Consider the following 22,889-nt stretch of genomic DNA (forward strand, 5'->3'; position numbering starts at 1 on the left):
ATATGAAAAATCCGCTTAACAGGCGTTTGCCAAGGGAATTAAAAACAGAATTTGTCAAATATATTATTATTTTTCTTTTTCTTACCATATTTATTTCAATAGTATCGGGATTTTTGGTAGCGGACAACAGTATGTACACAACATATAATCAATCATTTAAAAAATATAATATCGAAAATGGAAATTTTGTGTCAGGGATTGAATTAGATAATAAAAAGATAAAAGAAATTGAAGAGAAAAATAATATAAAAATATATAATTTGTATTATAGAGATTTAAAAGAGAATAGTGATAAAGCAAAGTATAGAATATTTTCAAAAAGAGATGATGTAAACAAAGAATGTATAATGTCTGGAAAACTCCCAGAAAATAAAAATGAAATTGCAATAGACAGAATGTTTTCTGATAATACGGGGATAGTAAAAGGAGATAAAATTAGATTCGGTGATAATGAATTAATTGTTTCAGGATTAATTGCTTTGCCTGATTATAGTTGTCTATTTGAAAGCAATTCAGACATGATTTTTGATGCGACACATTTTTCAGTAGCGATTATGACTGAAGATGGATTTAATTCAATAGATAAAGGTAATCCTGTATATAGCTATGCTTATGAATATGACAAAGAACCTAGAAATGATATGAATGAGAAAAAAATATCTGATGATTTGTTAGAAAATCTAAAAAAGGATGTAATTCTGACATCTTTTACTCCAAGATTGGAAAATAAAGCTATTACATTTTCGGGAGATGATTTAGGTAAAGATAAAATTATGTTTTTAATTTTCTCCTATATAGTTATACTTATAATAGCTTTTGTATTTGCTGTTACAACATCTAATACAATTATTAAAGAAGCCGGTACAATAGGCACTTTAAGAGCTTCAGGGTATACTAAGATGGAGTTAGTAAGGCATTATATGATTTTACCTATTATAGTTACCTTAGTTGCAGGTATAATTGGTAATATATTAGGATATACGTACTTTGAGAAAAAAATGGCGGGATTGTACTATGGAAGTTATAGTCTTACTAAATATGAAGTACTTTTGAATACGGAGGCATTTATTGCTACTACTTTAGTTCCGATAATTTTGATGTTTTTGATAAATTTTATAGTTTTATATGCTAAGTTGAGAATATCTCCTATAAAATTTATTAGAAGAGACTTAACCACTTTCAAAAGAAAGAAAGCTATAAATCTCAGTACATTGATACCTTTTTTACATAGATTTAGAATTAGAATTATTGTTCAGAATATTTCAAGTTATATAGTGCTTTTTATTGGAATAGTGTTTGCATCTATCTTGGTAGTATTTGGAACAATGTTTTCGCCACTTTTAGATGACTATGCCAATGACATTTCAAATAGCATGTTTTCCAATTACCAATATGTATTGAAATATCCGGTAGAAGTAAAAAATTCAGATGTGGAAAAATATAGTGTAACAATGCTTACAAGCACTCAAAAGGATTTTATTTCGGATGATATAACAATTTATGGTATTGAAAAAAACAGTAAATATATAAATTTAAAAATACCAAAGGGAAAAGTTTATTTATCTAGTGGAATAATGAAAAAATATTCTTTAAATAAGGGTGATACTATAAAACTAAGGGAAAAATATGAAAATAAATACTATAAATTTACTATAGCCGGTGAATATAAGTATGATGCGGTTATGTCTGTATTTATGAATAAAGAAGATTTTAACAAAAGGTTTGATAAACCGGTTGGATATTTTAACGGATATTTTAGTAATAAAAAAATAGATAATTTGGATAAAAATCTTATTGCGACAATAATAACTAAAGATGATTTAACAAAATTATCAACACAGTTGAAAGTATCGATGGGAAATTTCATGGATGTTTTAAAATGGTTTGGTATTGTAATGTTCCTATTGTTGATGTTTTTGCTTTCAAAACAGATAATAGAAAAAAATACTCAATCTATTGCTATGGTTAAAATATTAGGATTTACGAATATAGAAATTGCCAGATTATATATTATTGCGACTACTATAGTTGTTATACTATCTTTATTGGTTGCGATACCTGTTGTGGATATTATAATGTATAAGTTATTCACAGAAGTAATATATAAAACAATAGCCGGGTACATACCTTTACAAGTATCTCAAAAAGTATATATAAACATGGTAATAATGGGGATTGTAAGTTATTTAGCAGTTTCAATTATTCAATTAATAAAGATATATAAAGTTCCTAAAAACGTAGCTCTAAAAAATATAGAATAAATATGAGATAAACTTTTAAAAACACTTAAAAGAAAAATTGAATAATATAATTTGAAATAGGACCGGGCAAAAAGTTGAAAAAGTTATTTTTATCATGAAAAAAGTTGTTTTTATCATGATAATAGAACTATTAAAAAAAGTATACTTTATATTAATATGTACTGAAAAATTAACTTTTATATCGGTCCTGTTTTTTAATGCAAAAATAAATTTATGAAGCAAAAAATATAAAATAGGCATATGGTTTAGTTATTTACAAAAACATATATATAAAAATTTTACATATATATTGACTAATTGAATTGCATATGTAATACTATGAATATAATATATAAAAATTTTATATATATAAATTTATTACATATTATGCTTAGATAAATGATATTATTAATATTATATTTATACATGATAAATATAAAAGAAAATGCAGTTGGAAAGAAGGTGAATAGATGTATTATCCATTACCTGCACCATTGATAGAATTTTTAATATTGTCCCTCGTATCCCAACGTGATTCTTATGGATATGAAATCAGTCAAAAGATTAAATTGGTATCCAGTATCAAAGAGTCGACTTTATATCCCATATTGAAAAAAATGGAAGAAAATAATTTTTTAGATACCTACAAAAAAGAGTTTCAAGGGAGAACAAGAAAATATTATGTGATTACTAAATATGGTGAAGAAGAATTAGAATATCTAAAAAGAGAATGGGAGGAATATAAAAATACAATAGATAGAATTATTGAAGAGGAGGTTAAGGACAGTGAATAAACAGGAATATTTGTCTAATTTAAAACTTTATCTGAGAAAATTGCCTGTGAAAGAGAGACAAGAGGCAATAGAATATTTTAATGAGTATTTTGAAGATGCCGGCGAAGGAAATGAACAAGAGGTGATTGATGAGTTGGGGAGTCCAAAAGAAGCGGCGAGCGAATTGATTAAGAATTTACTTGTAGAATCTACTGATCAAATAGTAGATAATAAAAGTGGTTTTTCATGGAAAGCAGTCGTGATAGCAATTTTAGCAATTTTTGCGACTCCAATAGGATTGCCGCTGTTTGTTTGTTTTATTTTTCTGATAGGGGCTTTAATATTTTTAGTACTAGGCGCATTATTTGCAATAGTCACAATAATCGGAACGGGATTTATATTAGGTGGAAGTATATTGATTTCAGGCTTGACGATGATATTTGAATCTATACCGGCGGTATTATTACTATCTGGTGGTGGATTGGCACTTATAGGGATTTCTATACTTATGGCTATAGGATTATTTTATATTATAAAATTTATTTCATATTGTTTCATTATGTTAGCAGGAAAAGTTATAAAAAGAGGAGGGAAAGTAAATGAAGCTTAACATTAAAAAGATTGCAATCATTTCCCTTATTATGATTTTGATAGGGGCAAGTTTATCTTGCATAGGATATACATTAGGAGCTATGGATTTTATAAATAACACAGATCTTTCTAAATATGGAATAGGAAGTAAAGCTTCACAAGAAATAGTAGTAAAAGAACTTGGGGATTTTAAAAAAATTGAAATAGATTTAAAAGAGTTGAATATTACAGTAAGAAAAACTGACAAAAAAAATGCATATATAGAGTATTATAAATATCATTCCGAATCTGAATTTGTAAAGTCTAAAGAAAATTCCTCCACTATACTTTTAGAGGAAAATGTAGTAGATGAAACTAATTCGGTTAGAAGAATTAATCCATGGATTAATATTGAACGTTTTAGCATTAATTTAGGAGAAGAAGCGAAAGGGGTAACGTTATTTATACCAAAGGATAAAGAACCGGAAAATATTAGTATAAAAAATGAAAGTGGTCAAACAGAGTTAAGTGGAATAAAATCTAAAAATCTGTACTTTAGAAGTACCGATGGTGATATTGATCTATTTCAAACTGATATTGTCAAATCTGATATAAGTACGGATAGCGGAAATATTAATGTACGTGTAAGTAAAATATTAGGTAATGATACATCATTAGATGTAAGGAACAATAGTGGGGATATTAGTATAAATAATTTAAGCGATAAAGACTCAACATCTATTGATTCGGAAGATGACAATACAAAATTTTACTACAAGGCTCAAAAAGAAAAAAATAAAATGAAAATATTTACAGCAAATGGTTCTATTTGTATAGACACATATTTAATCAGTAAAATATAAATTAAAAACCTTTAATAGTGGGTATTATTTAGTTGAAAGTAAACCCTGAAAGGAGGTATTATGGACGATTTTTTAATTAAACAAGGTGTTCCGGAAGAGTTATTAAAGGAACTACATAAATTCAGAGAATATTATAAATTGGATTTACAGGTGAGTGATAGAGTTCCAAAACCACATTACAAATATTATGGAACAGAAATTTTAACTAAGTCTATAGCTGCCTTGCTTAGTGGATACAATATACTTTTATCCGGTCCAAAAGCTACCGGAAAAAATGTACTTGCAGAAAATTTAGCGATGTTATTTGGCAGACCGATGTGGAATATATCTATGAATATAACATCCGACAGTGCAAGTTTATTAGGTACGGATACCTTTATAAATAATGAAGTTGTGCTAAGAAAAGGTCCCGTTTATTCTGCTGCCGAGTACGGGGGATTTGCAGTATTTGATGAGATTAATATGGCAAAGAACGATTCATTGTCAGTAATTTATTCTGCATTGGATTATAGAAGAGTTATAGATATACCGGGGTATAAAAAAGTAGATATGCATGAGGCAACCAGATTTATAGGAACAATGAATTATGGTTATATCGGTACAAAGGAACTGAATGAAGCCTTAGTATCGAGATTTTTGGTAATTGATATGCCGATAATCAGTGAAGATAACTTAAAAATGATATTAAAAGAAGAATTCGATTTGAATAATGAGTATCTGGATTTATTTGTAAGGTTATTTATGGATTTGCAAAAAAAATCTTTAAATGCAGAAATTTCTTCTAAACCTATAGATATGCGTGGATTATTTTCCAGTATAGAGACAATGAAAAGAGGGTTACCGATTAAATTGGCTTTAGAAATGGGGATTGTTAATAAAACTTTTGATGCGTATGAAAGAGAAGTAGTTTCTGATGTTATTAACTCATTATTTAAGGATGACTTGAAAAGTAGTGATATTTTTAAAGTATTATAAAGCTATGCAGCAATGAAAAAATGTGCAATGAAAAAGGTATATAATGGTGATATTTATAAATTATAGATATCACAATTATATAAAAAGATAAAATAGTAATATAATTAAATTTTAAATCATAATAAATTTAAAATGGTTTTTAATTTGGAAAAGTGAGTACAAAAATGGAAGATTCAAAACTAAGAAAAGAAAATATAGTCTGGACAACATCAGAGGACTATTCTTATATTCCGGTTATTAATTTATTTGATTCATATAATGATTTTGAGATGGACTATTATAGAATGGCTTTGTTGGGATATCTTTATAAAGTGCTTGATATGGAAAAATTATTTGAGTATTTGTCTATTCATTTGCAAAAGACCAAGTTAAAGAATGAATTTCTAAAAATGGTGGAATTGTATTTAGATGATTGTTTTGGTGCAGAGGTTATAAAAGACAGACCGGGTGTATCAGATTATAGAAATAAATTTTATGATAAAGTTATAAAAAAATATGAAAAAAAGACTGAATTAAGTGTTGAACAGGAATTAGAATATGTATATGTATCCAGAATAAAAGGTAACTTTGTTAAATGTAGAAATGTTACGGAAGATTTGGTAAATACACTCAGGTATAAAAGAGGGATTAAAGATATTGATACTCTAATTAATGATCTTAACGCAGTTTTTTTGAAATATTTTTATGCAAATTATAGAAGTAATTTGAAGAATGCAAATTATGAAAGTTATTTAAAATCCGGTGATAAAGAAAATAACAATAACAAAATAGACAATAACAAAGAATTTGATAGAACAAGATTGAATTTTTCTATGAGGAAAAAACATGTTAGGGATATGAAACATAGTGATTTGATAGGAGACTTTAGTATTGAATCAGCTGAATTTACTAAGAATATATCAGAAGATGAAAAAATTGTTGATGAAAGAATTAATGATAATAAAGCTAGGCAAAAGTTAAGTTCTAATCAAAAAATTAAAAGTATGATAGAAACCAGATTTGGAGAATCAATATTTCCTGATTATTATACAAATGGTTTGGAAAAAGAAATATGTACAGGTATACATAACGGTATAAAGATTCATTTTACCGAGGGAAAGTTTATAAGTGGTAAGCACGATAAATTTTATTCGAATGCCATAAATATACAGAGAGAAAAAAATTTGGAGTATTATAAAGAGAATGAACTTTTATTTAGAAGATCGATAAATGAATTAAGAGAAATATTAGGTAAAAAGCTGCTTTTAGACGAAGAAGATGAATTTGAATTTACTAATAATGGTAAACTTATACCATCTAAAATTTGGAAAAGCAAATATTTAAACGACGATAAAATTTTTATAAAAAATAATCAAAATGAAATTGGATCAATTTCTGTGGATATTTTGCTAGATGCTTCATCTTCCCAAATGGAAAGAGAGGAATATGTTTCATCTCAGGCTTTTATAATTGCGGAGGCTCTTACTTCTTTAAATATTCCTACAAGAGTTACGGGTTTTTGTAATTTTTTTAATTATTTAGTTCTTACCCAATATAGAGATTATAATGATCCAAGAGCTTATAATAACAGATTATTTAATTATAAAATAGCGGGAAGCAATAGGGACGGTTTAGCTATTAAATTGATTTCTCGTCAAATGGATTTGTTGGAAAAAGAAAATAAAGTATTGATAGTTTTAAGCGATGGTAAACCCAATGATAAAATTAATTTAGGAATAACTGGGCTTTTGAATGTTGAGGGGCAAGATTATGAAGACGAAGTTGCGGTTAAGGATACGGCACAGGAGATTTTTAATGCGAAACTAAGAGATAAATATGTTCTGGGAATATTTACAGGTGAAGACGAAGATTTAGAAATTGAAAAGAAAATATATGGCAAAGACTTTGCTTATATAAAAAATATAGAACGATTTTCACATATAATTGGTTTTTTTATTACTCAAGTTGTATTTTAATCAATATTTTAATATGATTTAAAAAAATAAATAAAAACATTGCATTTTGTGTTATAATTTATAGAATAACATATTTGGAGGTGTGTATTATGAAGGGATTTATAAATGAATTTAAAGAATTTGCTATGAAGGGGAATGTTCTTGATTTGGCAGTCGGTGTTGTAATGGGAACTGCATTTGGTGCAATTATCACTGCATTAGTAGAAAAGATTATAATGCCTTTAGTTGGAATAGCTATTGGAGGAATTGATATTTCCAAAATGGCTTTAACAGTAAAAGGTGTCTCTTTACAATATGGAGCATTTTTACAGGCTATAATAAACTTTATAGTTATAGCATTTTGTATATTCGTCTTTGTGAAATTAATAAATACTGCTTTCAATAAAGTTAGAAAACAAGAAGAGGCAGCAGAAGAAGCAACTGTTGATCCAAATATCGCTTTATTGACAGAGATAAGAGACTTACTTGCAAAAAAATAATAATGTGGTAAAATATTATTATACTTTTTTAGCTATGCCCTGCCAATAATTGGTGGGGTATACTTGTATAAAAATGGAGAACTAAAATGAATAAATTTTTAAGTAAAGAAAATATTTTATATGATTTTCATACTCACATAGGCGATTATCAAGAATTTATATCATATTATAATCAAAATATTATCCCCGTAATAAATATTAGAAGTAAAGAGGAATTTCTAAAAATAGAATCCTTCTATGAAAGAATGTGTTTTGAGAGTCTGTTGGATAACTTGGATTCAAATGAAAATAAGTTTATTAATAAGTCGAAAAAAAGTAAATACGGTGAAAATTTATTAAAAATAAATGAGAATTGTGGGAGTTTATTTTTAAGTACCGGCGTGCATCCGTTTGATTCTGATAAGTTTGATAAAAAATATGGTCAAGACTATGAGTTATTGCTGAAAAAATCTAATTTAATTGGAGAAATAGGAATGGATGGCTCTTGGTGTGAAATTGATAAAAATACTCAGAAAAAAAAATTTTTAAAATCATTAGAAATTGGGAAAAAACTAAATATGCCTATTGTATTACACACAAAAGGAATGGAGAAGGATATATTTAATATTATTTCAAATTTTGATTTAACATATATTGTTCATTGGTATAGTTGTAATAATTTTAATGAAGAATTTATAGATTTAGGATGTTATTTTACTTTTGGACCTGCAATTTTTGAGGATAATAATATTAGAAAACTTGCTAAAGGTGTTTCAGTGGATAGAATTTTAATTGAAACAGATGGAGTGGATGCACTAGAGTGGCTTTTTAAAAGAAAGTTTAATCATAAAGAACTCAGAGGTATTTTAATTAATGTAATTGAAGAAATTGCAAATTTAAGATCCGAAACATTTGAATATATTTATTCAAATATTATAAAAAATTCAGAAAGACTATTAAAAGGTCTTTAGTTAGGAGTGATAGAATGGTAAATTACAGCGAGGGGAGTAATTCTCCGATAATAATTAACTATAAAGAAACATATTTCAAAGATATTTTTGAGCTGGTTAGTAGCAAGGAAATGGAAGAAGTATTGGCAAGTTATATTTCTATAATTAAGAAAAGAAATGGTAAAATTGCAAAATATATACTAAAAAATAAGACTAATTATCAGGCTGCAAATGATTTTATTGCTTGTCTAAAAAAATTATTGATTTTTAATGTAGAGGAAATAGTGGATGAATATCTAGAAGATAGAAACCTATTTTTAAAGACTTTTGAAGACATATACACTTTCTTTAGAAGTAGATTAAAATTTGGGATAATTGAATTGAATAATAGTGTACTTACTTCCAAAAGATTTATGGATATAGATAATCATTTTAATAATTTAGTTTTAAGTTTTTATAGAACAATTGGAGAAAAAGTTCAGGGGCATGCAAATCAAGTTTATAGACAACTTAATCCAGGGTCAAATGCATGTGTATTATTAAACCATCTAGAGTGGCAATCAGGTGATACATATAGAAAGCTTGCCGCTATACCATTTATTAATACAATAATGCTTCGTTCTCCTTTATTAATTCATCCTGCGTCAAATAAGAGAGAAGGAACTTTTGATGAAATGTTTGAGAATCCTATTAAAGAGTTTAATGAAAGCCCTGAAAATTGGTTTTGTTATCCGGCGAAAATAGGAGAAAGTTTGGCGTTTATATATTTTCATAAAGATTTTATAACTAGTGGAGTATCGCTTGCTAATTTATTTGAAATGGCAACTGAAGACGAAATAAGGTACAAGAAACCTGATTTAATTTGTCTGTTTGGTATGACTACAGTTAACGAAGGATGCAAATTCTATTATGATCAAGAAAATGATATTTATGTAGGTCAAGTAGCTTATGATAAAAAAGCGGAGTATTTTGGGTATATCAAAAAAACTTGCTTGACTCTTCATAACGTATCTATGCTATCAAAAGGAAATCTACCTATACATGGTGCAATGGTAAGTATCACCTTAACCGATGGAAGTATAAAAAATATTGCTTTTTTAGGTGATTCAGGCGCCGGAAAATCAGAAACTATAGAAGCTTTGAGAATGATTTCTGAGGATAGAATAAGAGATATGGATATAGTATTTGATGATATGGGGAGTTTTTATGTTGAAAATGGAGAAGTATATGCGAAAGGTACTGAAATAGGAGCTTTTGTGAGACTTGATGATCTTGAAAGCGGCGCTGCTTATAGGGACATGGACAGAAGTATTTTCTTCAATCCTGAAACTACAAATGCAAGGGTAGTAATACCTGTATCAACATATAAAGATATAATTAAGGGTGTAAAAGTTGATATGTTTTTATATGCTAATAACTACGATGAAGAAATTGGAGTATATTATTTTAAAGATGCACAAGAAGCAAGACCTGTATTTGTTGAAGGAAAGAGAAAAGCTCTTGGAACTACAGATGAAAAGGGAATTAGCACTACATATTTTGCAAATCCGTTTGGACCCGAGCAGAAACAGGGCGAAACAAATCCATTGATAGACAATATATTTGAAACATTGTTTGCCACAAATACAAAAGTAGGTCAGATATATACACAATTAGGTGTAAGTAATACGGGAGAAGGTATAAAGAGTTCAGCTCGTCAGTTATTGGAGGAGCTGTATAAATAGTTATATATAATGGAAGGAGATGAATGCACGGAAGTGTGATTTATGACAAATATACAATTAATTAAAAGTGTAATACCATATTTTAAAAAATACAAAAATATATTATTTTTAGATTTACTGTGTGCTGCATTGACGACTGCATCAGAAATGATATTACCACTAATTTTAAGGCATATAACGAATTTAGGTATAGTGGATAGAACATCTCTTACACTTGAATTAATAACCAGATTGTCAATTTTATTTGTGGTAATTAAAATTATAGAATTGGTGGCGGTTTATTACATGGCCTCAATAGGTCATATAATGGGAGCAAAGATTGAAACAGATATGAGAAGAGACGTTTATACGCATCTTCAAACATTATCCGATAATTTCTATAATGAGACAAAAGTTGGACAAATAATGTCAAGAATGACAAATGATTTATTTGATATAACTGAATTTTCACATCATTGTCCGGAAGAATATTTTATTGGTGCCATAAAGCTTATAGTTTCGTTTATTATATTGGTAAATATAAATGTTGAATTAACTGTTGCAATATTTATAATGATACCTATAATGTTTATAAGTTCAAGCAAATTTAGAAATAAGATGAGAAAGGCTGCAAAGAAGCAAAGAGCTCATGTCGGAGATTTAAATTCAAGTATAGAGGATAGTCTTTTAGGTGTAAGAGTAGTCAAAAGTTTTGCAAATGAAGATATAGAACTTGAAAAATTCCAAAAAGATAATAATAAATTTCTTTCTATAAAGAAAGTTTTTTATAAGTCAATGGCAGGTTTTAGTACTGTCAATAGAGCAATTGACGGTATTATGTATTTAATTGTAATTGTTTTCGGTGGACTTTTAATAGTAAAAAATAAGCTTGAACCGGGAGATATGGTTGCTTATGTTATGTACGTAACAGCTCTTCTTGCAACAGTTAAAAGAATTATAGAGTTTACTGAACAGTTTCAAAAAGGTATGACCGGCATAGAAAGATTTAATGAAATTATCTCTATAAAACCGGAAATAACTGATAAAGAAAATGCTATTGAACTTAAGGATGTCAAAGGTGAAATAGAATTTAGAAATGTTTCATTTAGATATAAAGAAGGTTTAGAAAAAGTGTTAGATGATTTTAATTTATCTATTAAAAAGGGGCAAAATATTGCGCTGGTAGGTCCATCGGGAAGTGGTAAAACCACAGTTTGTGCTTTAATACCGAGGTTTTATGATGTTTCTGAAGGCGGAATTTATCTGGATGGAACAGATATCAGAGATTTTAGCCTTAAATCATTGAGAAACAATATAGGAATAGTACAGCAGGACGTATATCTTTTTTCAGGGACAATTAGAGAAAATATTGGATATGGAAAACCTGAAGCTGGTGAAGAAGAGATAATAGAAGCAGCAAAACTTGCCGGGGCATATGATTTCATTATGGAATTAGACAATGGGTTTGATACTTATGTAGGTGAACGTGGTGTTAAATTATCAGGTGGACAAAAACAGAGAATATCTATAGCCAGAGTTTTCTTGAAGAACCCTCCGATATTGATACTAGATGAAGCTACTTCAGCGCTTGATAATAACAGTGAGGCAATAGTTCAATCTTCATTAGAAATGCTATCAAAAGGAAGAACTACCATTACAATTGCCCACAGACTTACTACTATTCAAAATGCAGATATGATAATAGTCATGACTCAGGATGGTATTGTTGAAAGAGGCAATCATCAAGAACTTATGGAAAGACGAAACTATTATTATGATCTGTATACCAAAGCGGGAAATAACACTATTTTTTCTGAATAAATAAGAATTGTATAGAAAAATACTTGAAATAGATTTATAATGGGGAAAATTATAGCAGAAGTTAATAGTAATAAAATATAAGAAAATACATTAATAATGTTTAAAGAGCTATTTTCAACATTTTGTTGGAAATAACTCTTTATTTTTTTACAAAAATCTTTACAAATATATTAAAAAAGTGTATAATACAAATATATAAACATATGAACATGTATTCATATGTTGAAAGAGGAGGATATTTATGGTTGATAATTTGGATTTTAATAAAACTAAATGTTTAACGGATGATAAAATAGAGGTTTGTGAATCAGATTGTATAAATGAAAAATTAGTTGATAAGATGAAAGAAAATCTCCCATCATCAGAAATGCTGGAAGATTTATCAGAGTTATTCAAAGTTTTAGGAGATGCTACAAGAATAAAAATAATATATGCTATATCTGAAAATGAAATGTGTGTTTGTGACATTGCGGAATTTCTAGGAATGACTCAGTCGGCTATTTCACATCAGTTAAGAGTTTTGAAAAGAGCCAGATTAGTTAAATTCAGAAAAGAAGGGAAAACAGTGTATTATTCTCTTGATGATGAACATATAAATACAATATTTGATTGTGGACTGACTCATATCAAAGAAATGTATTACTAGGAGGTTTTTATGTCAAAAATTGAGATGATTTTGAAAGGACTCAATTGTGCTCATTGTGCAAGCAAGATTGAAGAAAAAGTTAATAAAATGGAAGAAATTGATTCAGCTACATTGAATTTTGTCAATAAAAAAATTACACTACAAATTACAGAAGGTAATAAAATAGATGATGTAGTAGACAAAGTGACAAATATAATTGATAATACTGAACCCGGATTGGAAATAACAATAATTGATGATAAAAAAAATAATACTCAAGATTGTGGCTGAGGTTTAGAAATAAATGATACCCATGAGGAACGTGGGAATAAAAATAATAAACTAAAATTTATAATTATATCCGGAATATTGTATATATTAGGTATACTTGGAAAACATTTCGGATTGTCTGAAGTATTTAGTATTTTACTAATGATGATAGCATATTTTTTGGTAGGATATAATGTACTTTTTAATGCTATAAGAAATTTAGTGAAGGGTAGTTTGTTAGATGAAAACTTTTTGATGACTATAGCTACAATAGGTGCAATTGCTATTGGAGAATATCCGGAAGCAGTAGGAGTAATGCTGTTTTATGGAATAGGAGAATATTTGGAATCAAAGGCATTGGCAAAATCAAGAAAGAATATAGAAGCTCTGATGAATATAAAGCCTGAAATTGCAAATTTAATAGTGGGAAATGAGATAGTAGAGGTGGATCCAAATACAGTTAAAATTGGTGATAAACTTGTTGTAAAAGTCGGTGAAAAAGTGCCTTTAGACGGTAAAATAATAAAAGGGGAAAGTTTATTTGATACATCTGCTATAACAGGTGAATCTGTATATAGAAGTAGTAAGGTTGGTGATCAAATACTATCGGGAGTTATCAATCAGAAATCAGTTATAACTATGGAAGTTTTAAAGACAATGAAAGATTCAACTGTTTCTAAAATTTTAGATATGGTTGAAAATGCAACTTCCAAAAAATCTAAGACAGAGAATTTTATAACTGTTTTTGCAAAATATTATACACCTATTGTAGTTATACTTGCATTGGCACTATCATTTATACCCCCTGTTTTATTAGGCGAACCCGTGGGAAAATGGCTCTATAGAGGTTTAATTTTTCTAGTAGTATCTTGCCCATGCGCACTTGTACTTTCTATTCCGCTTAGTTATTTTTCTGGAATAGGTGTGTGTTCCAGAAACGGTATCCTCGTAAAGGGAAGTAATTACTTAGAGGCATTAAAATATGTAGATACTGTGGTTATGGATAAAACTGGTACTATTACAAAAGGTATTTTTGAAGTAAGTGATGTAGTATTATCTAGTGAAGTTTCAAATGCTGAAGATATATTAAGATATGCGTGTATATCTGAAGCTAGGTCAACTCATCCAATTGCACTATCTATACTCGAATATTGCAAAAATAAATGTATATCAAATATAGATGTAGAGGACGGTAAAATAGAGAAGTACGAAGAGATTCCTTCAAACGGAATTAAAATGTTATATGATGGAGTAGAAATGCTTGCAGGAAATAAGAGAATGATGGAGAATTTCAATATTCAGTACATAGAAAGAAATAATGCATCGACAAAAGTTCATATAGCAGTTAATAAGACTTATTATGGTTGTATAGAGATATCAGATGAATTAAAAGAAGGAATGAAAGATACCATTAGCAATATGAAAGAAATTGGAATAAAAGAGATAGTTATGTTAACTGGTGATTCCGAACCGGTTGCAAAAGAAATTTCTAAATTAGTAGGAATTGATACTTATTACTCTAATTTATTGCCAAATGATAAAGTAGATATTTTGGAAAGAATAATGTCCAAAAAAAATAGAAATACAAAAGTTGCTTTTATAGGTGATGGAATAAATGATGCACCTGTTATTGCGAGAGCAGATGTAGGAATATCTATGGGAGGTATGGGTTCAGATGCTGCTATTGAGGCTTCTGATGTTGTATTTATGACTGATGAAATTTCAAAATTGCCTCTTTCAGTACGCATAGCTAGACATACAGGTAAAATAGTTTGGCAGAATATAGTATTTGCTTTAAGTGTGAAAATTGTGGTTTTAGCACTTAGTGCACTTGGTCTTACAAATATGTGGGTAGCTATATTTTCTGATGTAGGAGTTGCTCTGCTGGCTGTATTAAATTCTTTAAGAGTGTTAAAATATAAGTAGATATATTATTTTTTTTATGTTATACTAAGCAATGTGAATTTAAAAGAGAGGAGAATCACCATTGCAAGTAGTTTTTACAAATGTACTGATATTATTTATGTTATTGTTTGTAGGGTATTATATGGGAGCTAAAAAAATAGTTGCTCATTCTTCTATTAACGATATCACAAACATATTAATTGATGTGAGTATTCCATGTACAATAATTGTTTCAATGATAAGACCGTTTAGTGAAAAACTAATTACGGATACTATAAGAGTTGTGATAGCTGTATTGATATATCACTTAGCTATGACGGGAATTTCATATTTTATAACAAAAATAATGAAAGTAGACGAAAAAAAGAGGGGAAGTTGGATTTTTGCCACTGTATTTTCAAATAACGGCTTCATAGGATACCCGCTTATGTTTGCTTTATATGGAAAAGATGGATTATTCATTATGGCAATGGGGAATATCGTACAGAATGTGCTAATATTCTCACTGGGAGTTAAATTGATTACTATGAATTATAATCTAAGCGAAAGGGTGAGATTAAGAAATATTATATTTACAAAGCAGAATTTTGCAGTAGTTATTGGTATGATATTATTTGTAACTCAGATTAAAGTTCCGGAATCTGTTAATACACTATTAAATTACGTTTCCAATTTAACCGTACCACTTTCGATGATGGTAGTTGGTCTGTCTTTGTCCAGATATGATGTAAAAAATATGTTTACAGACAAGGAAGCCTATAGACTGACATTTTTTAGAATGATTGTATTTCCAATTATTATTTTGATAGGTTTCAAGATGATGAATATAGATATAGATACAAATTTACCGTTGGCTGTACTGTTTTACACAGCCGTACTTCCAAGCCCGGCTTTTACAACGATAATGGCTGAGAGATATAATACAAGTGCGGAATTTTCATCGAAATGTGTCTTTATTACTACCGTAGTAAGTGTATTGTCAGTACCGATTTTCGCTGGATTATTATAAAATGTAAATATTAAATTGTTTTAGGAAATTAATAACTTGAAATAGAAAAATAATTGTGATAATATAAAAATGTGGAAAAATTAATATTTTTTAGGGAGCTGATAAATCGGCTGAGAAAAGGATGTGAGCCTTGACCTTTTAACCTGATCTGGGTAATGCCAGCGTAGGAAATATGAAAAAACGCAAGCATATACTTAGGTATATGCTTTTTTAATTTATTTTTTATTTCGGAGGTGTCATGAAAAAGTCAATTACAATAGCCGGATCTGATTCTAGTGGCGGAGCGGGAATACAAACTGATTTAAAGACTTTTGCCGCGCATGGTGTGTACGGAATGAGTGTAATTACCGCTGTAACCGCGCAGAATACTTTGGGAGTAAGCAGTGTAGAAAGTATATCTCCACAAATGGTAAAAGCGCAAATAAGATCTCTTTTTGAGGATATAGAAGTAGATTCGGTAAAAATAGGTATGCTTTCAGAAATCGATATTATAGAAGCCGTTTATGATATGTTTAAATTTTACAATCCTAAAAATATAGTTTTGGATCCCGTAATGGTTTCTACATCCGGATTTGATTTAGTAAACACAAAAGCAAAACACCTGTTAATACATAAATTGATGCCATTAGCTGATGTATTGACTCCTAATTTATCGGAAACACAGTGTATTTTGAATGAAATTGGCAAATGTGATATTGAAGAATTGGATTCTATAGAAAGAATGATAAAAGCCGGAAAAATTATTTCTGAGTTTATGGGAAACAATATCTTGATAAAAGGCGGTCATTTAAAATCTAACCCATGTGATGTACTAGTCACGAAAGATAAAAAAGTTATTTTGTATGATGATAGAAGAATAGACACAAAAAATACTCATGGTACAGGCTGTACTCTTTCATCTGCAATTGCAGCCAATTTGGCGTTGGGATACGATGTAGAGGTTGCAGTAGGCAATGCTAAAGAATTTATTTCGAATGCTATCAGCAATTCATTGGATATAGGCAGAGGTTGCGGTCCTACTAATCCAATGGGAGAAATTTACAAGAAACTCGGTATGGAGGTTTAATTATGGATAATAAAAGACTTATAGAAAAAATATGCGAGGCAGGCAGATTAGTAAAAGAAAATAAACCGCTTATTGAGCAAATTACAAATTATGTGACAATTAATGATTGTGCAAATGTAGCACTTGCAATAGGGGCATCACCGGTCATGGCGGATTCTATTGATGAGGCACATCAGATGACGGAAATATCAGATTGTCTGGTTATAAATTTTGGCGGTATTAGCGAAACATCTCTTCAGACTATGATAAATGCCGGTAAAGTCGCAAATGAAAAAAATATACCAATAGTCTTGGATGCAGTCGGTGTAGGTGCCACGGATTTCAGAAATAAATCAATAAAAAAACTTTTGGAAAATGTTCATATCAATCTTATCAAAGGAAATGCATCTGAAATTATGTCACTAGCAGGTGCAGATATAAAAACTAAAGGTGTAGATTCTGACCAAGAAAGTATTGAAGCATATAAATATGCTATTGAAATTTCTAATAAATACAGAAGTGTATGTGCAGTAACAGGAAAAATCGATATTATAACTGATGGTAAACAAGTTGCAAAAATATATAATGAGTCAGATCTTTTATCTTATATTACAGGAACCGGATGTATGATAGGTTCACTTATGGGAGGTTTTTTGGGGGCTACTAAAGATCCATTTATAAGTGCTGTATCGGGAATATTAGCTATGAGTCTTTCCGGAGAGATGGCATATGAATCATATTTAAAAGATGATTCTATTGACAAAGGTATTTGTTCATATAAAGAAAATGTAATAAACAATATATTTAAATTCGATGAAAATATAATAAGATTAAGATCGAAAATACATATTGAAAAAATAGAACACAAGTATTCAATGTATTTAGTAACGGATGAAAAAGCCTGTAAAGGAAAAGACTTTTATGAATCCGTAGAGGCAAGTATAAAAGGTGGTACTAAAATAGTTCAACTTAGAGAAAAGAAGATGAATACGAAAGAATTTTTTGAAAGAGCCAGTAAGTTAAAAGAAATCTGCCATAGATACAACATTCCATTTTTGGTAAATGACAGATTAGATATTGCTTTGGCTGTAGACGCAGATGGTGTTCATTTGGGTCAATCCGATATGCCTATACTTCATGCTAAAAAACTGCTTGGTCACAATAAGATAATAGGTATATCCGCCAAAACTATGGAAGAGGCAAGAGAAGCCCAAGAAAATGGAGCTGACTATATCGGTGTAGGAGCAATTTTTTCAACTGATACAAAAGATGACGCCAAGGTTATTAGCCTGGAAACGGTACAAAAGATGACAGAGGAACTATTTATTCCCATATTGGCAATTGGAGGAATAAAATATGATAATATGGGTTATTTGTCAGAAATAGATATACAAGGTGTATGTGTGATATCGGATATTCTCGGTGCAGATGACTGTGAGAAGAGAACAAGAGAAATAATAGAGAAATTCAAAAATTTTAGATAATAATTCGAATATAATTCGATTTTATAAATAATAATAATATTAATAATTTGGAGGTAGTATAATAATGTATAAGACACAAATGGAAGCCGCTAAAAAGGGAGTTCTAACTAATCAGATGAAAAGGGTGGCTGAAAAGGAGCATATGGATCCACAAGTTTTAATGCAAAGAGTAGCAGAAGGTAAAGTAGCAATACCTGCAAATATAAATCACACTAGTCTATTAGCCGAAGGTGTGGGCTTAGGTTTAAGTACAAAGATTAATGTAAATTTAGGAATATCTAGAGATTGTCCGGATGTAGATAAGGAATTGGAAAAAGTTCAAAAAGCCATAGATATGAAAGCAGAAGCAATAATGGATTTGAGTTCGTTTGGTAAAACAGAAGAATTTAGAAAAAAACTTATAAAAATGTCTACAGCAATGGTTGGTACTGTACCGGTGTATGATGCAATAGGTTTTTATGATAAGGAATTAAAAGATATTACCTCAGATGAATTCTTGGATGTTGTCAGAAAACACGCTCAAGATGGGGTAGATTTTGTTACTATACATGCGGGAATGAATAAAGAAGCCATGGAGGTTTTTAAAAGAAATAAAAGAATAACTAATATAGTATCAAGAGGTGGCTCTTTGATGTATGCTTGGATGGAATTAAACAATGCAGAAAATCCATTCTATGAAAGATACGACGAATTATTAGAAATATGTGCAGAATACGATTTGACTCTTAGTTTGGGGGATGCGTTAAGACCAGGATGTCTAAATGATTCTACGGATGCTTGTCAAATTAAAGAGTTAACTACATTGGGAGAATTGACATTAAGAGCTTGGGAAAAGAACGTACAGGTTATGATAGAGGGACCTGGACATATGGCAATTGATGAAATAGCCGCAAATGTTGTGCTGGAAAAGAGACTTTGCCATGGAGCTCCTTTTTATGTTTTAGGTCCGATAGTAACCGATGTGGCTCCGGGATATGATCATATTACTTCTGCAATTGGTGGGGCTATTGCAGCTGCTGCGGGAGTTGATTTTTTATGTTATGTGACTCCGGCCGAACATTTAAGATTGCCTGATTTAGAAGATATGAAAGAAGGTATTATTGCTACTAAAATAGCAGCTCATGCTGCAGATATTGCAAAGAAAGTACCACATGCAATGGATTGGGATAATAAAATGGCAAAAGCAAGAGCTGATATAGACTGGGAAGCCATGTTTAATCTGGCAATGGATGAAGAAAAAGCCAGAAGATACAGGGCAGAATCCACTCCGGAACATCAGGATACTTGTACGATGTGCGGAAAGATGTGTTCAATGAGAACTATGAAAAAAATAATGTCCGGAGAAAACTTGAATATTCTAAGAGATGATAAATAACTAATAATTTGATTACCTAGGGGTACTCTTCTTTAAAAAGTAGAGCACCCCTTTATTATTTTTGTCTATTTTTACCATTTTTAAGCTATCCTATGATATAATAATATCTTATAAAGGTTATTATTAATTGAATAATGATTTTTGATTAATTTTTATTAATTTGTATATTATATGTGAAAGGTATAATTATGAGTGAATTTATCATAGCTTTACATGTGTTAGTTTTTTTGGCACATGATATGGTCTCGAAATCGAGCGAGGAGTTATCTAAAAATGTTTGTACAAATCCGGTAAGAATAAGGAAAGTAATGTCAAAATGCAAGAAACATGGATTGGTTGAAACAAAAGCAGGAATCAATGGTGGATATATGATTTCTAAACCAGGTAATGAGATAACATTGAAAGACATATATGATGCTATAGATGTTTCTTTAGTTGAATCGAAGTGGCGTTCTGGAGATATAAAGGCAGAATGCTTAATAGCTAGCGGGATGGGAGATTATATAGATATGCTTTTTTCTTATTTCAATGAAGAATTAGCATTGCTTTTAGATAATATCACTCTTGATATGGTTGAACAAAAATTAAAAAGCATAAGAGATAATAAAGTATAAATTTAGAATTGTTTTTTAATATTTAAATATGAGATTTTGTATGAAAGATAGAAAAAATTTATATATTATTTATTTAAAAGAGTTAAAATATTAAACTGGAAAAGGAGGAAGGGTATGAGTTCAAGGAATAGAAGTGAGACAAAATATACCTATAAGGGAAATAAAAAGACCGATAATAAATATGCCAATATTTTTCAAGATTTAAATGATAAACAAGAAATATATAAATCTAATAGTTTAAGAAAAATACATCCTAAAGATGAAAATGAAGAAAGCATAGAAAAGATTGACAGCAAAAAGGACAATATAAAGAAAGTCACGCCGGAAGAAGCTGAGCAAAATGCTTTAAAGAGAAAGCAAGCTATGAAAAATGAAAAAATAATAGCAACACAAAAATCAAGTCCGGTAATTCATCATAAATCCAATTCAGAATTTGATAGGATAGAAAGTATTGAAAGGCTTAAAAGAGAAAAGAGAGCACATAGAGATGATATGCTGAATGATTTTAGTACGAAAGAATTGGATTTAAATAACCTGCCGGATGATTTTGATAAAACTATTATTTTTGATGAAATCTCCGGGGAGAGTATATATAATAATCCAAAGGTTATTAGAGAAGAAGCTAAAAAAAGAGTAAATATGGATAAATCAAATGTCGAAATATATAAGGAATATTCTGATTTTGATAGAATAAATAAATCAAAAAATACTATGAAAAATGATAATAAAAAAACAGAAAAAAATGAAAATAAAAGTTATGATTTTGAAAATACTAATGAATTCGATAAAGAAAACTTATCTTATGAAGAGCAAATAAGACAAAGAGAAAGTGAGATAGAAGAACTTATTAAAAGGATGAGACAAGATTCAAAAATACCTTTTGATGAGAGGAAAAGAAGTAAAAGAGCATCACAAAAAAATGAGAAACATGAATTAAATGAAAAAGAAAGCAGAATATTAGGTAAAAAAATACCGAAAAGAAGTTTATCTGATTACAGAGCAGATGTATATAGAAAAAATAGTGAAAAAAACGAATCCAAGTTTGATTTCAAAAAAATTGGCATAATTGTAATAGTAGTATTGTTAGTTGCATTATTTGCATCTGCAGCGATTGACAAAATACTATCTGATAGAAAAAAAATATCAAATAATAAACCTAAGACCACAGTCACTACAGATGGGAAGAAAGATGGAAAAGCTAAAAATAAAACTGAGTCCAAAGATGATAAGAAAAAGAAACTAGAAGCGATAAAATCTAAATTAAATGTAGATGAATCTGAAAGACTAGATTATATTATTGAGAATATAAATTCTTATCCCGATAATATGGTAGATTTGCTTATAAGAAATCCTGAGACTATTGACTATGTATATAGCTATAAAGATAGAGAAAAATATAATAACAAAAAACTTTCAAGTAATATAAGCTCAAGTTATTATGTAGATGGTAGTGTTCCTTTATTCCTGCAGTGGGACAGAAGATGGGGATACAGGTCTTATGGGAATGAATATGTAGGTCTTACAGGGTGTGGTCCGACTTCTCTTGCTATGGTAATAAGACATTTTGATAGAGAGTCTGGTGTAAATCCTTACGATATAGCCCAATATAGCCAGGATAACGGATATTTATCAAAGGATAATTTCACTAGTTGGTCTCTTTTTGAAAAAGGACTTGGTAAATTTGGATTAGAATCAAAAGATGTTGTTCCGGTAGAGGCTAAAATGAAAAAATCCATTGATGAAGGTAATATATTAATTGCAAGTGTTAAACCGGGAGTATTCACCGAAAGAGGGCATATAATAGTTATAAAAGGTTATAACAGAAATGGTGATTTTTTAATAAATGATCCTAATAGCATTATAAATACCAATAAATCATGGTCGTTTGATGAATTGAAAAATGAAATAAGAAAGATATGGGCGGTTAACGAAATAGGTGCGAAACCTAATGTAAGATATAATCGCAATGAATCATCTAATAGTAATACTGATGAAGATGAAGGTGATAGAGGAACATCAGAGGATCCAAGTATTATTAAAGACATAAATTAGATTAGAGTATATGAGTCAAGAGAGATAATTATATAACCGGTTATGCAGATACTATAATTTTAATAAAATATTTATTGTAGCGTTGAAGGTAATTACTATCCATTAGGATACTGGATTACCCTCAACGCTATTTTTATAAGGTATATTCTATTATTAGTTATATATAACAGGAATTAATTATAATATACAAAATATATGTAAG

General features: G+C 29.4%; 19 protein-coding genes and 1 riboswitch. All 19 genes read left to right on the forward strand.

The window, feature by feature from the left end; translation table 11 throughout:
• The first annotated feature begins 2 nt into the window (after window positions 1-2).
• The 19 genes from HLB29_RS02725 (at window position 3) to HLB29_RS02810 (ending at window position 22,687) form a co-directional block, all read left to right on the forward strand.
• Complete coding sequence (locus HLB29_RS02725; protein ID WP_243155067.1) at window positions 3-2,261, forward strand: ABC transporter permease; 2,259 nt, start codon at window positions 3-5, stop codon at window positions 2,259-2,261.
• A 449-nt stretch (window positions 2,262-2,710) separates the two neighbouring features.
• Window positions 2,711-3,034, forward strand: coding sequence for a PadR family transcriptional regulator (locus tag HLB29_RS02730; protein WP_185623590.1), 324 nt, complete (start codon window positions 2,711-2,713; stop codon window positions 3,032-3,034).
• A complete protein-coding gene (locus tag HLB29_RS02735) occupies window positions 3,027-3,623 on the forward strand; it encodes a DUF1700 domain-containing protein (RefSeq protein WP_185623591.1) in 597 nt (198 codons plus the stop codon). Before HLB29_RS02730 ends, HLB29_RS02735 begins: the two co-directional genes overlap by 8 nt.
• Window positions 3,613-4,446: a DUF4097 family beta strand repeat-containing protein gene (locus tag HLB29_RS02740; protein WP_185623592.1), complete on the forward strand. Its 834-nt coding sequence runs from the start codon at window positions 3,613-3,615 to the stop codon at window positions 4,444-4,446. The genes HLB29_RS02735 and HLB29_RS02740 overlap by 11 nt, the downstream gene beginning before the upstream one ends.
• Before the next feature lie 60 nt (window positions 4,447-4,506).
• Entirely contained in the window at window positions 4,507-5,421 is a 915-nt protein-coding gene (locus HLB29_RS02745) for an AAA family ATPase (RefSeq protein ID WP_185623593.1), read from the forward strand.
• Between the two features lie 164 nt (window positions 5,422-5,585).
• Entirely contained in the window at window positions 5,586-7,376 is a 1,791-nt protein-coding gene (locus HLB29_RS02750; RefSeq protein WP_185623594.1) for a vWA domain-containing protein, read from the forward strand.
• Window positions 7,377-7,465: 89 nt separating this feature from the next.
• The gene (gene mscL / locus HLB29_RS02755; RefSeq protein WP_185623595.1) at window positions 7,466-7,855 is read left to right on the forward strand and encodes a large conductance mechanosensitive channel protein MscL; all 390 of its coding nucleotides are present in this window, start codon (window positions 7,466-7,468) and stop codon (window positions 7,853-7,855) included.
• Between the two features lie 86 nt (window positions 7,856-7,941).
• On the forward strand, window positions 7,942-8,805 hold the full coding sequence (locus tag HLB29_RS02760; RefSeq protein WP_185623596.1) for a TatD family hydrolase: 864 nt from the start codon (window positions 7,942-7,944) through the stop codon (window positions 8,803-8,805).
• 14 nt (window positions 8,806-8,819) lie between these two features.
• A complete protein-coding gene (locus HLB29_RS02765; RefSeq protein ID WP_185623597.1) occupies window positions 8,820-10,508 on the forward strand; it encodes a phosphoenolpyruvate carboxykinase (ATP) in 1,689 nt (562 codons plus the stop codon).
• Window positions 10,509-10,550: 42 nt separating this feature from the next.
• On the forward strand, window positions 10,551-12,308 hold the full coding sequence (locus HLB29_RS02770; RefSeq protein WP_185623598.1) for an ABC transporter ATP-binding protein: 1,758 nt from the start codon (window positions 10,551-10,553) through the stop codon (window positions 12,306-12,308).
• Between the two features lie 340 nt (window positions 12,309-12,648).
• Window positions 12,649-12,954, forward strand: a complete 306-nt coding sequence (locus tag HLB29_RS02775; RefSeq protein ID WP_408635102.1) for an ArsR/SmtB family transcription factor — start codon at window positions 12,649-12,651, stop codon at window positions 12,952-12,954.
• A gap of 9 nt (window positions 12,955-12,963) precedes the next feature.
• On the forward strand, window positions 12,964-13,224 hold the full coding sequence (locus tag HLB29_RS09780) for a heavy metal-associated domain-containing protein (RefSeq protein ID WP_330604361.1): 261 nt from the start codon (window positions 12,964-12,966) through the stop codon (window positions 13,222-13,224).
• Window positions 13,225-13,338: 114 nt separating this feature from the next.
• Window positions 13,339-15,129, forward strand: a complete 1,791-nt coding sequence (locus HLB29_RS02780; protein ID WP_330604362.1) for a heavy metal translocating P-type ATPase — start codon at window positions 13,339-13,341, stop codon at window positions 15,127-15,129.
• Between the two features lie 61 nt (window positions 15,130-15,190).
• Window positions 15,191-16,117, forward strand: coding sequence for an AEC family transporter (locus tag HLB29_RS02785; RefSeq protein WP_185623600.1), 927 nt, complete (start codon window positions 15,191-15,193; stop codon window positions 16,115-16,117).
• A gap of 81 nt (window positions 16,118-16,198) precedes the next feature.
• Window positions 16,199-16,304, forward strand: a riboswitch (TPP riboswitch).
• A gap of 51 nt (window positions 16,305-16,355) precedes the next feature.
• Window positions 16,356-17,183: a bifunctional hydroxymethylpyrimidine kinase/phosphomethylpyrimidine kinase gene (thiD, locus tag HLB29_RS02790; RefSeq protein WP_185623601.1), complete on the forward strand. Its 828-nt coding sequence runs from the start codon at window positions 16,356-16,358 to the stop codon at window positions 17,181-17,183.
• Between the two features lie 2 nt (window positions 17,184-17,185).
• Window positions 17,186-18,646 carry a hydroxyethylthiazole kinase gene (gene thiM, locus HLB29_RS02795; protein WP_185623602.1) on the forward strand — a complete coding sequence of 487 codons (1,461 nt, stop codon included), beginning with the start codon at window positions 17,186-17,188 and terminating at the stop codon, window positions 18,644-18,646.
• Between the two features lie 64 nt (window positions 18,647-18,710).
• The gene (gene thiC, locus HLB29_RS02800; protein ID WP_185623603.1) at window positions 18,711-20,021 is read left to right on the forward strand and encodes a phosphomethylpyrimidine synthase ThiC; all 1,311 of its coding nucleotides are present in this window, start codon (window positions 18,711-18,713) and stop codon (window positions 20,019-20,021) included.
• 188 nt (window positions 20,022-20,209) lie between these two features.
• Window positions 20,210-20,635, forward strand: a complete 426-nt coding sequence (locus tag HLB29_RS02805; protein ID WP_185623604.1) for an RrF2 family transcriptional regulator — start codon at window positions 20,210-20,212, stop codon at window positions 20,633-20,635.
• 114 nt (window positions 20,636-20,749) lie between these two features.
• Window positions 20,750-22,687: a C39 family peptidase gene (locus HLB29_RS02810; RefSeq protein ID WP_185623605.1), complete on the forward strand. Its 1,938-nt coding sequence runs from the start codon at window positions 20,750-20,752 to the stop codon at window positions 22,685-22,687.
• Window positions 22,688-22,889: the final 202 nt, after the last annotated feature.

Origin of the sequence: Peptostreptococcus canis (genome assembly GCF_014229965.1) — a bacterium.
Classification (GTDB): Bacteria; Bacillota; Clostridia; order Peptostreptococcales; family Peptostreptococcaceae; genus Peptostreptococcus; species Peptostreptococcus canis.

Excerpts from the sequence above, each read along its gene's own strand:
- HLB29_RS02725 (WP_243155067.1), top strand. The coding sequence starts at position 3 with ATGAAAAATCCGCTTAACAGGCGTTTGCCAAGGGAATTAAAAACAGAA.
- HLB29_RS02730 (WP_185623590.1), top strand. The coding sequence starts at position 2,711 with ATGTATTATCCATTACCTGCACCATTGATAGAATTTTTAATATTGTCC.
- HLB29_RS02740 (WP_185623592.1), top strand. The coding sequence starts at position 3,613 with ATGAAGCTTAACATTAAAAAGATTGCAATCATTTCCCTTATTATGATT.
- HLB29_RS02745 (WP_185623593.1), top strand. The coding sequence starts at position 4,507 with ATGGACGATTTTTTAATTAAACAAGGTGTTCCGGAAGAGTTATTAAAG.
- HLB29_RS02750 (WP_185623594.1), top strand. The coding sequence starts at position 5,586 with ATGGAAGATTCAAAACTAAGAAAAGAAAATATAGTCTGGACAACATCA.
- mscL (WP_185623595.1), top strand. The coding sequence starts at position 7,466 with ATGAAGGGATTTATAAATGAATTTAAAGAATTTGCTATGAAGGGGAAT.
- HLB29_RS02760 (WP_185623596.1), top strand. The coding sequence starts at position 7,942 with ATGAATAAATTTTTAAGTAAAGAAAATATTTTATATGATTTTCATACT.
- HLB29_RS02765 (WP_185623597.1), top strand. The coding sequence starts at position 8,820 with ATGGTAAATTACAGCGAGGGGAGTAATTCTCCGATAATAATTAACTAT.
- HLB29_RS02770 (WP_185623598.1), top strand. The coding sequence starts at position 10,551 with ATGACAAATATACAATTAATTAAAAGTGTAATACCATATTTTAAAAAA.
- HLB29_RS02775 (WP_408635102.1), top strand. The coding sequence starts at position 12,649 with ATGAAAGAAAATCTCCCATCATCAGAAATGCTGGAAGATTTATCAGAG.
- HLB29_RS09780 (WP_330604361.1), top strand. The coding sequence starts at position 12,964 with ATGTCAAAAATTGAGATGATTTTGAAAGGACTCAATTGTGCTCATTGT.
- thiD (WP_185623601.1), top strand. The coding sequence starts at position 16,356 with ATGAAAAAGTCAATTACAATAGCCGGATCTGATTCTAGTGGCGGAGCG.
- thiM (WP_185623602.1), top strand. The coding sequence starts at position 17,186 with ATGGATAATAAAAGACTTATAGAAAAAATATGCGAGGCAGGCAGATTA.
- thiC (WP_185623603.1), top strand. The coding sequence starts at position 18,711 with ATGTATAAGACACAAATGGAAGCCGCTAAAAAGGGAGTTCTAACTAAT.
- HLB29_RS02805 (WP_185623604.1), top strand. The coding sequence starts at position 20,210 with ATGAGTGAATTTATCATAGCTTTACATGTGTTAGTTTTTTTGGCACAT.
- HLB29_RS02810 (WP_185623605.1), top strand. The coding sequence starts at position 20,750 with ATGAGTTCAAGGAATAGAAGTGAGACAAAATATACCTATAAGGGAAAT.